Here is a 15,486-nt window from a genome sequence, read left to right as displayed (position 1 = left end):
AATGCGTTCGAGATGCTCATTCACATCAGTGTGGCTGAGTTTACTTTTGACTTCGACGGCAACGGCTTCATCCCCATTGACCACGAGTAAATCAATTTCTAGGCTATCTTCCCCTGCTTCAATGGTGACATCACTGGCAAGTTGACGCACGGCAATACCCCGCTCTCGAAAGAGACGCACAGCAGCGGGACGGACTTGCCATTCGACAAATTCGCCGAGGCGGTTGCCTAAGTTACCAATTTGTTGATTCACTTGCTGGATTTGGCGATCGGTCTTGCGAGCCTGATCTTTGAGAACTTGCTCCGTTTCCTGAAAGCGGCGTTCTGCTTCCTGGGATTGCTCCTTGAGAAGCTGCTCTGTTTCTTGAAATCGGCGTTCGGTTTCTTTTTGGGCTACGGCGAGTTCACCCAATAAACGCCACACATCATCGGCAGTGGTTGCCATGGCTTTGACCCTAGATTTTTATGGCTTGTCTATCTTCTAGGATACCTAACGGCACTGCTCCGCTAGGACAGACTCTACGGGTACACCATTAATCTCTAAGACTGTCTCTTCTCCTTCTTCGAGCAATTGACAGGAGGCTCTGCTCGTAAGGGCATCTCCTCCTCTTCTTGACCTTGACAAAATGGGTGGATAGGTTAGGAGGGGTAGGGGACAAATCTACCGGAAGTAAAATGAGTCGGGGGTGCAGAACCTGAGCTTGAGCTAGTTGGAGCCATTGGAGGTGCTGGCGAAGATGGTGGGGATTTGGCGATCGGTCTTGCGAGCCTGATCTTTGAGAACTTGCTCCGTTTCCTGAAAGCGGCGTTCTGCTTCCTGGAATCGACGTTCTGCTTCCTGGGATTGCTCCTTGAGAAGCTGCTCTGTTTCTTGAAATCGGCGTTCGGTTTCTTTTTGGGCTACGGCGAGTTCACCCAATAAACGCCACACATCATCGGCAGTGGTTGCCATGGCTTTGACCCTAGATTTTTATGGCTTGTCTATCTTCTAGGATACCTAACGGCACTGCTCCGCTAGGACAGACTCTACGGGTACACCATTAATCTCTAAGACTGTCTCTTCTCCTTCTTCGAGCAATTGACAGAGGCTCTGCTCTAAGGGCATCTCCTCCTCTTCTTGACCTTGCAAAATGGTGGATAGGTTAGAGGGTAGGGGCAAATCTGTCGGAGTAAAAATGATCGGGGGTGCAGAACCTGAGCTTGAGCTAGTTGGAGCCATTGGAGGTGCTGGCGAAGATGGTGGAGATGGTACGGCAGGTACATTGATCGTTGGTGCGGTTGAAAGAATCACCGGACTGGATGTAACCGGAGGTAAGGGAGGTGCTGCCACACTATAAACAAAACCATTCCCAGCAAACCCTGATGGTGTGGGATAGGCCGTACTAAACTGTTGTGAGCCTCCCAAGACTGACCAGCCATTGATATTTCCTTCTGGACTCGTGGCATAAACCAGCCAACGTCCCCCTGCTATTAACGCATTCACTCCGGCATTGTTGATAAAGTTTTGGTCGGCAGCCAAGGTAATATTTTGGGTGGCATTGATCGGTTGATTCAGCGTAATATTGCCGGTAGTGGATTGCAACACCACCGTCTGACTATTTTCAATCCCATCTGGATTCACCGTATCCACTGCCAAATCGGTTCCTGTCACCACAGTAATATTGCCTATGGTATTGGCTGCAATGGTTTGGATTTGATTATTAGGATGATCTAACGTGGTATCGCCTGAACCCGTAATCGCAACGCCTTGTGCAATAATTGGGGCCGTTTGAGTAACCGTTCCACCGGAATTCAGTATGAGATTATTGGCACCAACATTTAGGGCAGAATTAATTTGAATACCACCGCTACTGTTCCGTAACTGCAAATTGTCATTAAAGGGATGGACAGTTCCAGCAACTTGAATTAGCCCAGTACCATTCCCATGGCCAATCGTGATTAAACTAAAGCCATCTTGGATATTACCGAGTTCCGTTGCATTTAGGTTTAAGATTCCTGTTGCGCCATCTCCAATGCCGATGGTGGTCGCTGGTGTTAGGGGTTGAATAAGTAAATTGACAGTTCCTTGAATAGAAACATTATTCAATGTCATTGTGTCGCCCATGAGGGTAATATTTCCGGTTGTACCCTTGCCAATCAAATTAGTACCTGTTTGTACTCGAATGGCATCGGCTCCATTGGCTCCTGTTCCGGTATAGGTAATATTGCCATTCCCTGTCGTAAAGACTTGTGCGCCAGACTCTTGAAAAATCCCGTAGTTGTTAGTGGTTGTACCACCACCATTCCCCGTGAGCGTGATATCCCCTGTCGTAAAGACCTGAGCGCCAAGCCGTTGCCAAATCCCGTAGTTGTCATTGGTACTATTGCTACCACTACCACCATTCCCCGTGAGCGTGATATTCCCAGACCCGCTTGCAATTATCGGAGTTCCATTTACATCCCCTTCTAAATTAATTCCAAAGTTAGAACTTGTGCCATTACTGCCAGTGCCTGTGTAGGTAATGTTGCCGCCGCCCGTTAAGCTTGTTGTTGGGGTTCCAGTCCCGGTAAAGACCTGTACGCCAGAGCGTTGAAGAATCCCGTAGTTGTCAGCACCAGTCGCACGTCCATTCCCTGTGAGGGTGATAGTTCCAGCCCCGCTGGCAATGGTCGTATTTGCTCCCTCTAAATAGATTCCTAAGTTAATACTTGTGCCACTACTACTGCCAGTGCCTGTGTAGGTAATGTTGCCATTCCCTGTCGTAAAAACCCGTGCGCCATCCCGTTGCCGAATCCCATGGTTGCCATCGACAGTCCCACTTCCATTCCCCGTGAGGTTAATTGCCCCCGCCCCACTCGCAATGGTCGTATTTGCATCTTCTAACAAGATTCCATAGTTGTCGAATGTGCCACTACCGCCGGTGCCTGTGTAGGTAATGTTGCCGCCGCCCGTTAAGCTGGTTGCTGGGGTTCCATTTCCAGTAAAGACTTGTGCGCCGGACCCTTGAAAAATCCCATAGTTATAAATCCCATTACCCGTACCATTACCTGTGAGGTGGATAATACCAGTCTCGCTAGCAATGGTCGTATTTGCATCTTCTAACAAGATTCCATAGTTTCTGTCTGTACCATTTCCGCCAGTTCCTCTGTAGGTAATATTGCCATTTCCTGTCGTAAAGACTTGTGCGCCAGACTCTTGAAAAATCCCGTAGTTGTTATTGGTACTATTACTACCACCACCACCATTCCCCGTGAGCGTGATATCCCCTGACGTAAAGACCTGTGCGCCAAGCCGTTGCCAAATCCCGTAGTTGTCATTGGTACTATTGCTACCACTACCACCATTCCCCGTGAGCGAGATATTCCCAGTCTCGCTCGTAATTCTTGTGTTTGCTCCGATCAGATAAATACCGTAGTTGTTATTTGTGCCATTCCCACTCGTTCCCTCATAGGTAATGGTGCCATTGCCTGTACTACGAACTTGGGCAGCACTCAGTTGATAAATGCCGAAGTTTGATGTTCCATTCCCTTGTCCGGTTCCCGTCAGGGCGATCGCCCCACCTTGGCTACTAATGGTGGCATTGGTTCCACCTAGATAAATACCGTAGTTGCTACTTGTGCCATTACCCCCTGTACCGATATAGGTGATGTTGCCAGTTCCCGTGGTACTGACTTGGACACCGAATTCTTGACTAATCCCGCGATTAGAGGAGCCGTTCCCTTGTCCGGTTCCGGTCAGGGCAATCTCACCACCCTGGCTGCTAACGGTAGTATTGGTTCCGCTTAGAAGAATACCGAAGTTAGAATCCGTGCCGTTTCCGCCCGTCCCGGTATAGGTAATGGTGCCATTGCCTGTACTACGAACTTGGGCAGCACTCAATTGATAAATACCGTAGTTTGATGTTTCATTCCCTCCCCCAGTTCCGGTCAGGGCGATCGCCCCATCACTACTGCTAACGGTAGTATTGGTTCCGCTTAGAAGAATACCGAAGTTAGAATCCGTGCCATTGCCGCCTGTCCCGGTATAGGTAATGGTGCCATTGCCTGTACTACGAACTTGGGCACCACTTTCTTGACTAATCCCGCGATTACTTGTCCAGTTCCCGTTCCCTTGTCCGGTTCCGGTCAGGGCGATCGTGCCATCACTACTGCTAATAGTGGTATTTGCTCCGCTTAGAAGAATACCGAAGTTAAAATCCGTGCCATTACCCCCTGTACCGATATAGGTGATGTTGCCAGTTCCCGTGGTACTGACTTGGGCACCGAATTCATGACTAATCCCGCGATTACGTGTCCCGTTCCCGTTCCCTTGTCCGGTTCCGGTCAGGGCGATCGTGCCATTTCCACTAGTAATAGTAGTATTTGCTCCGGTTAGAAGAATGCCGTAGTTGTTACTTGTGCCATTGCCACCTGTACCGGTATAGGTGATATTTCCACTGGTACTACTGACTTGGGCTGCACCCAGTTGATAAATGCCGTAGTTTCCTGTTCCATTACCTCGCCCAGTTCCAGTTAGGGCGATCGACCCATCACTACTGCTAATAGTGGTATTTGCACCGTTTAGAAGAATACCGTAGTTGCTACTTGTGCCATTACCCCCTGTACCGATATAGGTGATGTTGCCAGTTCCCGTGGTACTGACTTGGGCTGAACCCAGTTGATAAATACCGTAGTCATTTGCTCCGCTATTTCCACCGTGTCCCGTTAGCCGAATATTGCCATCTTGCGCCGCGAGGGTCGCACCCGCACCATTTAATTGGATCCCTGCAAAGCTGCCCGTTGCTGTCCCTGCGGTATTAGCATTAAACACAATCGCATCAAAGGATGTGCCGGTATGGGTATTTCGGATCACCGCCCCCGCATTCATGAAAATATTGCGCCCTGCCGTCAGGGTTAAGGTCGTTGCCGCACTCCAAATAATATAGGTACTTCCGCCGATCGTAATTGTTTCAGGGTTGCTATTGGTTGCTTCTGAGGTGGCGATCGTGACACTGGCAGCGCTTAATTGAGAATTTAAGTAAAGGTCATAAAAGGTATTTTTATCTACATAGGTATTAGAACCTGCTTGAATCGTGACACTACCGGGGTCTAGCAATAGCGTTCCAAAGGCTCCTTGGGGGGCACGCAAATCTGCAAACCCAGACATTTGTAGTGTTTCCCGTCCCGAAACTTCGGCAAAGCCGCCATCTCCGCCTAATATCCCGCCTTGGGCTGAAATAAATCCATGAAAGATGGTGCTGTTATCGGCCCAATTAATCACCGTGCCGCCATCCCCTTGGATCAGCGCATCCGCATTCATAACGGTGTTGCTGTCCACAAACAAGTTCTGGGTATTGAAACTACTATCTAGGCGACCTGTGCCCGTGCTTCCCCCTAGGTAATCCCCACCTCCAAGGATCGTGCCGCCCCCCGCACCCCCAGAGGCATTGAGTTGGGCATTCACGAAGGCAACATTGGAACCAAGAACATTAATCTGTCCCCCCACTCCCTCAGGACTCGACACATCCATCGTGCCACTGGCAACCGCCGTTGCTCCGTCCACTGGCACATTCACCCTATTGGGGTCATGAACCAAGCTAATCGTGCCATCGGCATTGTGTACCACACTATTCACCCGTGGACGATCTTCTCCTCCAGTGATCAATCGGGGTAAATCCACCGCTTCAATCACTCCATCTTCGGGAATCCGATCCGCTGGAATCTCTAAACTAAGGATCATTCCCTCCTGGGAAATCCGTACCATGCCTGTCTCAGGGATTGCTTGAATTGTAATGGTTCCCCCTGGAGCCGATAGGGTTCCTGTATTGAACACCTGATGACCCATCAACGTTAAATTCTGCCCTGGGCCAACGGCTAAGTTTCCCTCGTTGACAATAATGCCCGTACTTAAAAACTCAAATCCGGTGGGGTTTCCCACTAGGTTGGCGTAGTCATTAAACCCATTAATGTCAAAAATACCGCCGTCAAAATGCACCCGTTGGGCGGTGGAGGCATGGAACGCTGCCGGTACGTTTAACTGGGCATTGGGCCCAAAGACAATTCCCGCAGGATTGAGCAAATAGAGGTTACTATTTCCCCCTATTACCTGGATTAAGCCATTGATGTAGCTGACATCGCCGCCATTCACGCCTGCCAGGATATTTTGTACCTTGGAATTGGATAAAAAGTTGGCAATCTGACCATCACTGAGACCAAATTGCTTAAAGAGATGAAATAAATTTTTACCATCCCTGGAAAATGCACCGCCGCCAATGTCAAACTGCTGACCATTCACGGTGACTGTCGTACCTGTACCCCCAACGGCTGGTGTAATCTGGGCGATCGCAGGTAAGGGAAGAAGACAACCCAACACGGCAAGAGGAGCAAACCACCGACGGATTATTTTGAGCATTTAATTTAGGGCAGGAAATAGGTAATACCTAAAATATAGCGATCGCCTTTTTGTGTCAATAATTTGTTATTATTCTTATAATTATTATTTATATCTTAATTATTTAATGCCTGAAACCACTGCTCTAAATCGTTAAGTTCGCCGAAATCTGGCAGAGCATCCCCTAGGGCTTCTAATTGTTCTAGGGATAGATGATTGATTTGGGTCGCGATCGCACCCGTGAATAGCCCTAGTAAATCTTGAAAAACTAGGGGCCGTCGTCACTCTTTCCCCAAATGGAGCAATTAATGTGCAGCCGACGCCCACAGATTGACATTGCAATTGTACTCAAGCATCATAAGCATTGTTATGATTGCTTTCTTTTTTTCACCTAGGATATTGAGAATCAGTGCGGGCCTCGTCCTAAGCTAAGTAACAATCGTTAGACTGTCCGAATTTAGTCACCCTAGTTTTTCCCCTCCTCGGTCTAGAATGGTTTCTCGCAAAAAAACTCGGTCTATCTACCAACTTAAAATCACTCTGAAGGATATCCGGCCCCCGATCTGGCGGCGGGTGCAGGTGCCTAGCGATGTCACCCTGAACTATTTACACTGGGTCATTCAGTTCTCCATGGGCTGGTCAGGTTCCCATCTTCATTCTTTTTCGATTCAAGGGGTGGAATACGGGATACCAATGCCTGAATTCGGCTTTGATGGGATGGAGTTACAGGATGAACGGCTGGTCAAATTGAGCAAAGTTATTCTATGGGAAAAGTCTAAGTTCTCCTATCTCTACGACTTTGGGGATTCCTGGGAACATGAAATTCTGCTTGAGAAGGTGCTTGAACCTGAAGCTGGCATCGCCTATCCTATCTGCATTAAGGCTAAACGTGCCTGTCCACCGGAAGACTGTGGAGGAAGTTGGGGGTATCAGGAGCTTATCGAGAGGCTTCAAGACCCAGAACACCCAGATCATGAGCACATGCTTGAATGGATAGGGGGAGTTTTTGACCCAGAAGATCCTGAATTCGATGAGATCACGTCCCGGTTGAAGAGGATCCCTAAGGATACAACGCATTTTGAAGGCTATTTTTGAATATCGGCAGGAAACTACCTTGGAGATAATGGCAACTACTGGGACAAACGCTGGTTGAGGGCAAAATGTTCTACAGTAGAATTTAGATAATTATTTACATGATTTAAGAGTTTATATTCCCCTAGAACCATTGACATCACATTGACATCACCGAGATTATGACCACATCAACCCTAGATGGGCAGCAGTTACAGGCCCAACTCCAGGAATTACAGGCTACGGCCCTCAAGGCGATCGCCGAGATTGAGACCTTGGATACCCTAGAGCAGCAACGAATTCACTACCTAGGTAAAAAGGGAGAACTCTCGAAAATTTTAGGGACGATGGGTAAACTACCTGCGGGCGATCGCCCCACCATTGGTACCCTAGCCAACACCCTTAAGGAAACCCTGCAAACGGCCCTTGAGCAGCAACGGCATAAATTACAGGCGGCCCAAATTCAGGCCCAACTAGAGGCAGAAACCCTAGATGTCACCATGCCGGGCTACTTTCGTCCCCAGGGTCATATCCATCCCCTCAATAGCACCATGGATCGAATTTTAGATATTTTCGTGGGTTTGGGGTACACCGTGGATGATGGTCCGGAGATGGAAACGGATTATTACAATTTCGAGGCTCTGAATACGCCAGCGGATCACCCGGCCCGGGATATGCAGGATACGTTCTATTTGCCCGATGGCAATTTACTGCGTACCCATACCTCTTCGGTTCAAATTCGTCACATGGAACTCAATGATCCACCCATTCGCATTGTGGCTCCGGGCCGTTGTTATCGCCGCGACAATGAAGATGCAACCCACGCTGCGGTTTTCCATCAAATTGAAATTTTAGCCATTGATCAAGGCTTGACGTTTACGGATCTCAAGGGAACGGTGAAAGCATTTCTGGCGGAACTATTTGGGGATGTGCCCATTCGTTTTCGGGCCAGTTATTTTCCCTTTACCGAGCCTTCAGCGGAAGTGGATGTGCAGTGGAAGGGCCGCTGGTTAGAGGTACTGGGCTGTGGCATGGTGGATCCCCAGGTGCTTAAAAATGTGGGGTATGATCCCGATCTTTATACGGGCTTTGCCGCAGGTTTTGGGGTAGAGCGATTTGCCATGGTGCTGCACCAGATCGATGATATTCGCCGATTTTATACCAGTGACCTACGTTTTTTGAATCAGTTTTAGGGAGTGCAAAGGTCGTTGACTTCACCACGCTTAATATCAGTTCTGAATGGCAAGGGGGGCGTGGGTAAAACCACAACAGCGATTAATCTAGCGGCAACCTATGCCGAACATCAGCGGGTATTACTGGTGGATACGGATCCCCAAGGATCAGCGACGTGGTGGTTTCAGCGAAATGAGCGGGACATGGGTTTTGATCTAGCCCAGGAGGTCAATCCCAAGCTCCTCAGTAATGTGCGCCAGTTAACGAACTATGATCTAATTGTGGTGGATACGCCCCCGGCCTTAGCCTCCTCATCCCTGGCAGCGGTGGTGCCTATTTCCGATTATTTAGTCTTGCCCACCCCCCCAGCCCCCATTGATTTGGCCGCCCTGATTGAAACGGTGAAGGTGGTGGTTCACCCCGCAAAGGTTCCCCATCGGGTGCTACTGACACGGGTAGATCCCCGCAGTGTCGCTGAAGCCCTGGAGGCCCAGAATACGCTGTTGCAGTTGGGGATCGCTGCCTGCCATTCCTTTATTCGTGCCTATAAGGCCCATGAGCGATCGGCCCTGGAGGGGGTTCCCATTACCCAGTGGCGCGGAAAGCAGGCCAAGGAAGCCCAAGCGGATTATCGCCTAGTGGCAGAAGAGTTACAACGAGATTGGAGAAGCTAGTGGTAGATCATCCAAAATTAGGGGATTTACTCCGTGAAGAAGTGGCAAAACCCACTCCCCAAAAGTCATCCCGCCGAGGTAGCCCAACTAAGGCTGATCTGGAGGCCCAGCAGGCCCAACTCCAAGCTGCCTTGACCTCCCTTCAGGAACAGTATCAGGTCCTAGAAGCCCAACTGGGCGATCGCAACGATGAGGTGCAACGCCTGCAACATCAGCTTTCCCAGGAACAGGGAGAATCCCAAGCCCTAGAGCAGCAATTGAGCGATCGCAACGATGAGATAGAACGCCTAGAAGCCCAGGTGAGTGAGCAACAGAAGCAGCTTGAGGCTTTAGCCAGTCAATTAGAACAGTTCCACGATCTAGAGAAGGAACTGGAAGAAGCTAAGGAAACAATCCGCAACCTGACGGCCCCCGTTCCCAAACCCTACCGTTTTGAAGATATTGGCTTTAAGCCGATGGTGAACTATATCCCTGAGCCATCTCCCGAAGATAAACAACTGAAAGATACTGATATGGGTTGGTTTGATTAATCTACCTCAGGCGTTAAGGCGCAAATCAACGCTTGATGTTGGGGATACAGGGCCAGCAATGTTGGGCGATCTCCCAGTTCAAAATCACGAAAATCAAAGGCTGGCGTGACCGTACACCCCACCAAGGTATAGCTGTCAGACTCCGTGACCGTGGCTCCAAACCAACAACCCGCGGGCACGCAAAGCTGAAATTGCTCTCCTAGATCAGTCCGCGGCCCTAATTTGAGTTGTTCATAGACTCCATCGGGCTGAATCACATGGATCACTAAGCTGGAGCCAGCATAAAAATGCCAGAGTTCATCGGATTGGATGCGGTGTAGGGCTGAATATTGACCCGACGGCAACAGGAAATAGATGCCAGTTCCATAGGCGCGATCGCCCCCCCGAAATCGACTGGGTAAGGCCGCCTCAGGAATGGATTCCGGAGATCGATAGATCTCCCGGTAATAGCCCCCCTCAGGATGGGCCTGTAAACCCAGATCCCTAACCCATTTGTCACCATTATCCATGGAATTCAAGCCATGCTCCTTTCTGGACACCCCAGGTATTTTAACCTGTTAGGTACTTTAACCGGCAAGGTGCTTTAACTGGCAAGGTGCTTTAACTGGCAAGATACTCATGCATTTGCCGTCGTCGCCGCCGCAGATGATCCAAGGCTTGCCGTTCCAGTTGGCGTACCCGTTCCCGACTGAGGTTTAGCTGCTCCCCCACCTTAGCCAAGGAAAGCTCCTGGCCATCACTGAGGCCAAAGCGCAGGGTCAACACCTGCCGTTGCTGGGTCGTTAATTCCCCTAACCAATGATGAATATCATCCCGCAGGGATTCCCCGGTCGTGAACTGCTCCGGTGAGGGGCCGTTGTCTTCCAGTAAGTCTCCCAGTTCCGTATCCTGATTATCGCCAACCCGCAGATCCAAGGACACCGGCTGCCGAGCCAAGGTGAGATACTCGCGAATTTGGGCGGGTTCTAACTCCAATTCGGCGGCAACTTCGTTGGGGGTGGCACTTCGTCCGAGCTTTTGGGAGAGTTCCCGCTGGGTACGCTTAATTTTGTTGAGCTTCTCAGTGATGTGAATCGGCAATCGAATTGTGCGGGCCTGTTGGGCAATGGCGCGGGTAATGGCCTGACGAATCCACCAGTAGGCATAGGTGGAAAATTTATAGCCCCGAGTCGGATCAAATTTTTCCACACCCCGCTCTAGACCCAGGGTTCCCTCCTGGACTAAATCCAGCAACTCTAGGTTGCGTTTTTGATATTTTTTAGCAACAGATACCACTAATCGCAGATTAGCTTCAATCATCTTTTGCTTGGCCCGCTGACCCCGCTGCAATGTTTTCTGAAGTTCCTTAATATCCATCTTGGCGGCGGCAGCCCATTCCTGATCCGTAGGGAAACGACCGAGATCATCCCCTAGATCATCCTGGAGCTGTCGCAGAATCATCATTTGTTGGACTTGTTTGCCCAAAACAATTTCCTGTTCATGGGTCAAAAGGGGGACACGACCAATTTCATGGAGGTATGTCCGCACCATATCCGTACTAAGGGGCAATGACGACGATTGGGATTTGTTTGGCTGGTTAGTCATGATCTGGGGCAACGGTTAGTTAATGGGAAAGGAGCAGAGCGATAATTGAGGAAGTAGGGTTAAATAAACTAATGTCGGTATGACTTCATTCTTCATTATTGCCTAAATGAGGCTCAATATTATATTTTGCCTTGAAAATTACCAAGAAACACCGATGAGGTTATGAAGAAAAGATTAAACCTGAGCATCGATAAATTCTCCTGATTCCTGAGGAATCCTTTTAGGTTGCTAAGTTAGGTTTCTAGATCAGAGATGGGCCGGGGCACCATGGAGAGTCCAAAAACCTGGGCAAAGGCTTCGATGAGTCGATCGCGGACATCTTCACCATCTATGTCGGATTTGAACTGCAAAAGGTTCCCCACCGGGCGATCGCCAATCCCACAGGGTACAATCTGGCGAAAACCCCGGAGATCATTGGTGACATTGAGGGCAATGCCGTGCCAGGTCAGCCAGCGACTCACTTTAATACCAATGGCGGCCACTTTGACTCCTTCCACCCAAACGCCAGTTAAGCCAGGGATTCGTTCTCCCTTTATTTGGTATACCCCTAAGGTTTGAATCAGCACATCCTCCAATCGGCGGAGGTACCAATGGAGATCCGGGTGATGGTGACGTAAATTCAAAATGGGATAGGCAACCCACTGACCCGGATTATGGTAAGTGACTTCCCCGCCCCGTTCCACCCGATACAGTTCTACGTCCCTCTGGGGATCAAATTGGAGAAAGACTTCACTGGCTCCCTGACCCAGGGTATAGACCGGCGGATGCTGAAGCACTATGAGGGCATCGGCTAAATCAGGCTGATTCCGACGATCGCCCACTAAGCGACGCTGCCATTGCCAAGCCTGGGCATAGGGAACAATTCCAGGGCAATACAGCCAACATGGACGGGGAGGGGAGGGCAAAATTAAACGAAATCAGAGAAATGAAATAATAAAAAAATAATAAAGCCAAACGGGTATAGGAAAATCGCAAAAAAGAGCGCAGGAAGGTAGCGACTGTCAAGGGCTTCAAGCTAAGAATTATCACAGAACACAAACTATAGTGAAGACTCTAGCAAAGGAATGTTGTCGCCAATACGTAAGCTAATGGGAAAGTGCTAAGGTGATCTTAGATAAGATAATTAAACCTAGGGGAGGCGACCCTATGAGGCTTGTGATTCATGGAAAAAACATTGACATCACGGATGCCATTCGCAGCTATGTCAATCAAAAAATTGATCGGGCTGCCAACCACTATCAAAATGTGATCAACGAAATCGATATCCATCTCTCCGTTGCGCGTAATCGCAGTACAGCCCCGAAGCAAACCGCAGAAGTCACATTGTTTGTCAATGGCTCTGTTATCCGGGCCGAGGAAAGCAGCGAGAATCTCTATGCCAGTATTGACTTAGTTGCTGATAAAATTGCCCGTAAATTACGCAAGCTCAAAGAGAAACGTCAGGATCAATCCCGGACAAAGGATATTCCCGAGGACATTTCAGCCCCTATCGTCAGTGACTTGATCAGCGATCGCACCCCGGAACTTCCGGCCCAAGTGGTGCGGATGAAATACTTTGCCATGCCCCCCATGACCATTGAGGATGCCCTAGAGCATCTAGAGATGGTCGATCATGATTTTTACGTTTTCCGTAATGTCGATAGCGACGAAATCAATGTGGTCTACGAGCGGAATCATGGTGGGTTTGGGGTCATTCAGCCCCGCAATACATCCAGTAATGGTCAGGGCCAGGGTGTCAGCCAGAGTAAACGGGCGGCCAAATCTAGCTAGGGGATCCACCTATCTTATAGATTACATAGATTAGCTGTAGCAGGTGGAATGTCGTATAGTTGTGAATGTACGTCATACCCCTGCTATTGCCTGAAATGATCATGTCTGACCCCCAGGCCATTGAGGCTGGTTTTCGCAGCATCTTTGAAAATGCGGTCGAGGGGATTTTTCAAACGGATCTCCAGGGAAACTACATTCGCGCCAATCAAGCCCTAGCGCAGATCTATGGTTATGCCTCTGCGGACGAACTGATTGCTGTTCAGCCCAATGCTCGCGCTAGTTTGTACGTTGATCCCCAGCGGCGACAGCAGTTCATTGACTTGATGGCCCAGCAGGATGTGCTGTCTAACTTTGAGTCCCAGGTGTATCGTCAGGATGGCAGCATTATCTGGATTGCCGAAACCTGTCGAGTCGTGCGCGATCGCAAAAACAATATTATTTACTACGAAGGGTTTGTCCGCGACATCAGTGAACAACAGAGTGCCTTCAAGCAACTCAAGATGGCCGAAGCGAGTTTGCAGCAAAAAAACCGTGAACTAGCAGACACCCTGAATGAATTACAAAATACCCAGAAAGAACTCATCCACTCAGAAAAAATGGCGGCCCTGGGGCAATTAGTGGCAGGGGTTGCCCATGAAATTAATACGCCCCTAGGAGCAATTCGCTCCTCCATCGAAACCATTAGCCTCTTTTCCCAGCGCACCTTACCCAACCTGCCAGATATTTTACGGGAGTTACCCCCAGAACTATTTGAGCGGTTTACGGCCCTGCGTCAATTACCCATTCAGGACACCCTGCAATTGTCGAGTCGGGAACGGCGGCAGTATAAACGGAAAATGATGGCGGTGCTGAATGATAAGGATATCCAGAATAGTGATGGCTGGGCCGATACCTTCATTGATATTGGTGTCCTCGGGGACATCGATCCTTTTTTGCTACTCTTGCAGAGTGAGCAAGGAGAACAGGTGGTGGAACTTGCCCATCAGTTAGCTCTCCTAGAGCGTAGCACCCATACCATTGGCACCGCCATTGAACGGGCCGCCAAGGTCGTCTTTGCCTTAAAAACCTATGCCCGATTTGATCAAAGCGGTGAAAAGGTGACGGCTAATATTATTGACGGCATTGAAACTGTCTTAACCCTCTACCACAATAAAATAAAGCATGGGGTAGAGGTGGTGCGCCACTACGATGCCATCCCCGCCATTCCCTGCTATCCCGATGAACTGACCCAGGTATGGACAAACTTGGTGCACAATGCCCTCCAGGCGATGGACGAGCGGGGAGAGCTACGGATTAGGGTCCGGCAGCAGGAACGGGCCTTACGGGTGGACATTACCGATAGTGGTTGTGGCATTCCCGACTCTGTTCTGCCCCACATTTTTGAACCCTTCTTTACGACCAAACCCTCTGGTGAGGGAAATGGCCTAGGGTTAGATATTGTTCATAAAATTGTCGATAAACACCAGGGAACCATTGAGGTTGACTCCCAGCCCGGGAAAACAACCTTTTCGGTCACCCTACCTCTCATTGAGGATCATGGCGATCATGGCTAAGCCAGTTATTTTATGTGTGGATGATGAGCGGGTCATTCTTGAAAGCCTGCGTACCCAGCTTAAAACTGCATTTGGGGAGCAATACCTCTACGAAACGGCGGAGAGTGCCGACGAGGCCATGGAACTCATTGATGAGCTTCAGGATGATTCTGCGGATGTGATTGTCATTGTCTCGGATTGGCTCATGCCCAAGGTGCGCGGTGACGAGTTTCTGATCCGAGTTCACAAAAAATTTCCGAAAGTGGTGAAAGTGATGCTAACGGGCCAGGCTGATGAGGCGGCAATCCAGCGGGCCGTTGATGAGGCTAACCTTCATCGTTGTTTATATAAACCCTGGCATAGTGATGAATTAGTGGAAACGATCAAATCGGGCTTAACGCCCAGTTAGTTCCTATTAATTATTTTGCAAAAATTAAGAACCATGTACATTAACGAAGAGACGTATCCTTAGACCCCTTTCGGGGCTGGTTTGCGTAAGGGATTGTTACAGGGGTTGGTATCCCCTCATTCCATCGATCTATGATTTTAAGTATAGAGGTCTAGGGTTTAACGAATTGAAGATACACGTTCAAAGCCTCTAGCGAAAAGCGTTAAAGCTCTAGTCTATCTATGATTACGTTGATTAGGTTTCATCTTCTATCAGGAAACTGATATAGGGGGTGGACATGAATAGGGGGATGTGTGCGACAAAGGTATTGCCATTCTATTTTCTACCTAAGTCGTTAGCCTGAGATAGTTCCAAAGTACATAGCGATCGCAGGTATGCTTCACCGGTCACGACTG

14 protein-coding genes are annotated in these 15,486 nt (G+C 49.2%); 7 read left to right on the top strand and 7 right to left on the bottom strand.

The annotated features are described in order from the left end of the window. From L3556_RS13450 to L3556_RS13435, 4 genes are all read right to left on the bottom strand, one after another. Positions 1-444, bottom strand: a 444-nt coding sequence (locus tag L3556_RS13450) for a nuclease-related domain-containing protein (protein WP_277867847.1), incomplete at its 3' end; no start/stop codon positions are given. 261 nt (positions 445-705) lie between these two features. Beyond that, complete coding sequence (locus L3556_RS13445; protein WP_277867846.1) at positions 706-951, bottom strand: hypothetical protein; 246 nt, start codon at positions 949-951, stop codon at positions 706-708. A 45-nt stretch (positions 952-996) separates the two neighbouring features. Beyond that, positions 997-6,369, bottom strand: a complete 5,373-nt coding sequence (locus tag L3556_RS13440) for a beta strand repeat-containing protein (RefSeq protein WP_277867845.1) — start codon at positions 6,367-6,369, stop codon at positions 997-999. Positions 6,370-6,464: 95 nt separating this feature from the next. Further along, positions 6,465-6,569, bottom strand: coding sequence for a DUF4351 domain-containing protein (locus tag L3556_RS13435; protein WP_277867856.1), 105 nt, complete (start codon positions 6,567-6,569; stop codon positions 6,465-6,467). 271 nt (positions 6,570-6,840) lie between these two features. Between L3556_RS13435 and L3556_RS13430 the strand changes: the two genes are divergently transcribed. The 4 genes from L3556_RS13430 (at position 6,841) to L3556_RS13415 (ending at position 9,796) form a co-directional block, all read left to right on the top strand. Next, complete coding sequence (locus L3556_RS13430; RefSeq protein ID WP_277867844.1) at positions 6,841-7,443, top strand: plasmid pRiA4b ORF-3 family protein; 603 nt, start codon at positions 6,841-6,843, stop codon at positions 7,441-7,443. A gap of 158 nt (positions 7,444-7,601) precedes the next feature. Next, positions 7,602-8,612 carry a phenylalanine--tRNA ligase subunit alpha gene (gene pheS, locus L3556_RS13425; RefSeq protein ID WP_277867843.1) on the top strand — a complete coding sequence of 337 codons (1,011 nt, stop codon included), beginning with the start codon at positions 7,602-7,604 and terminating at the stop codon, positions 8,610-8,612. A gap of 3 nt (positions 8,613-8,615) precedes the next feature. After that, on the top strand, positions 8,616-9,266 hold the full coding sequence (locus tag L3556_RS13420; protein WP_479682448.1) for a ParA family protein: 651 nt from the start codon (positions 8,616-8,618) through the stop codon (positions 9,264-9,266). After that, positions 9,266-9,796 (top strand): hypothetical protein, encoded by a 531-nt coding sequence (locus tag L3556_RS13415; RefSeq protein ID WP_277867841.1) that lies wholly within the window; start codon positions 9,266-9,268, stop codon positions 9,794-9,796. The genes L3556_RS13420 and L3556_RS13415 overlap by 1 nt, the downstream gene beginning before the upstream one ends. Here L3556_RS13415 and L3556_RS13410 read toward each other — a convergent pair. From L3556_RS13410 to lipB, 3 genes are all read right to left on the bottom strand, one after another. After that, the gene (locus L3556_RS13410) at positions 9,793-10,305 is read right to left on the bottom strand and encodes a cupin domain-containing protein (RefSeq protein WP_277867840.1); all 513 of its coding nucleotides are present in this window, start codon (positions 10,303-10,305) and stop codon (positions 9,793-9,795) included. The two genes, L3556_RS13415 and L3556_RS13410, sit on opposite strands and share 4 nt — an antisense overlap. 91 nt (positions 10,306-10,396) lie before the next feature. Further along, complete coding sequence (locus L3556_RS13405; protein WP_277867839.1) at positions 10,397-11,380, bottom strand: RNA polymerase sigma factor, RpoD/SigA family; 984 nt, start codon at positions 11,378-11,380, stop codon at positions 10,397-10,399. Between the two features lie 233 nt (positions 11,381-11,613). After that, positions 11,614-12,285, bottom strand: coding sequence for a lipoyl(octanoyl) transferase LipB (gene lipB / locus L3556_RS13400; protein ID WP_277867838.1), 672 nt, complete (start codon positions 12,283-12,285; stop codon positions 11,614-11,616). Between the two features lie 241 nt (positions 12,286-12,526). Here lipB and hpf point away from each other — a divergent pair, with 241 nt between their 5' ends. From hpf to L3556_RS13385, 3 genes are all read left to right on the top strand, one after another. Continuing rightward, complete coding sequence (gene hpf / locus L3556_RS13395) at positions 12,527-13,150, top strand: ribosome hibernation-promoting factor, HPF/YfiA family (protein ID WP_277867837.1); 624 nt, start codon at positions 12,527-12,529, stop codon at positions 13,148-13,150. 101 nt (positions 13,151-13,251) lie between these two features. Continuing rightward, positions 13,252-14,703, top strand: coding sequence for a sensor histidine kinase (locus tag L3556_RS13390; RefSeq protein ID WP_277867836.1), 1,452 nt, complete (start codon positions 13,252-13,254; stop codon positions 14,701-14,703). Further along, positions 14,696-15,091, top strand: coding sequence for a response regulator (locus tag L3556_RS13385; protein WP_277867835.1), 396 nt, complete (start codon positions 14,696-14,698; stop codon positions 15,089-15,091). Before L3556_RS13390 ends, L3556_RS13385 begins: the two co-directional genes overlap by 8 nt. Positions 15,092-15,486 lie beyond the last annotated feature (395 nt).

The organism is Candidatus Synechococcus calcipolaris G9 (assembly GCF_029582805.1).
Lineage (GTDB): Bacteria > Cyanobacteriota > Cyanobacteriia > Thermosynechococcales > Thermosynechococcaceae > Synechococcus_F > Synechococcus_F calcipolaris.
The sequence above is the reverse complement of the archived record's forward strand: the minus strand, read 5'-3'. Positions and strand labels throughout refer to the sequence as shown.

Bases quoted from the DNA above. Each gene is read 5' to 3' on its own strand.
- pheS (WP_277867843.1), top strand. From the start codon at position 7,602: ATGACCACATCAACCCTAGATGGGCAGCAGTTACAGGCCCAACTCCAG.
- L3556_RS13430 (WP_277867844.1), top strand. From the start codon at position 6,841: ATGGTTTCTCGCAAAAAAACTCGGTCTATCTACCAACTTAAAATCACT.
- L3556_RS13385 (WP_277867835.1), top strand. From the start codon at position 14,696: ATGGCTAAGCCAGTTATTTTATGTGTGGATGATGAGCGGGTCATTCTT.
- L3556_RS13445 (WP_277867846.1), bottom strand. From the start codon at position 951: ATGGCAACCACTGCCGATGATGTGTGGCGTTTATTGGGTGAACTCGCC.
- L3556_RS13410 (WP_277867840.1), bottom strand. From the start codon at position 10,305: ATGGATAATGGTGACAAATGGGTTAGGGATCTGGGTTTACAGGCCCAT.
- L3556_RS13390 (WP_277867836.1), top strand. From the start codon at position 13,252: ATGTCTGACCCCCAGGCCATTGAGGCTGGTTTTCGCAGCATCTTTGAA.
- L3556_RS13405 (WP_277867839.1), bottom strand. From the start codon at position 11,380: ATGACTAACCAGCCAAACAAATCCCAATCGTCGTCATTGCCCCTTAGT.
- L3556_RS13440 (WP_277867845.1), bottom strand. From the start codon at position 6,369: ATGCTCAAAATAATCCGTCGGTGGTTTGCTCCTCTTGCCGTGTTGGGT.
- hpf (WP_277867837.1), top strand. From the start codon at position 12,527: ATGAGGCTTGTGATTCATGGAAAAAACATTGACATCACGGATGCCATT.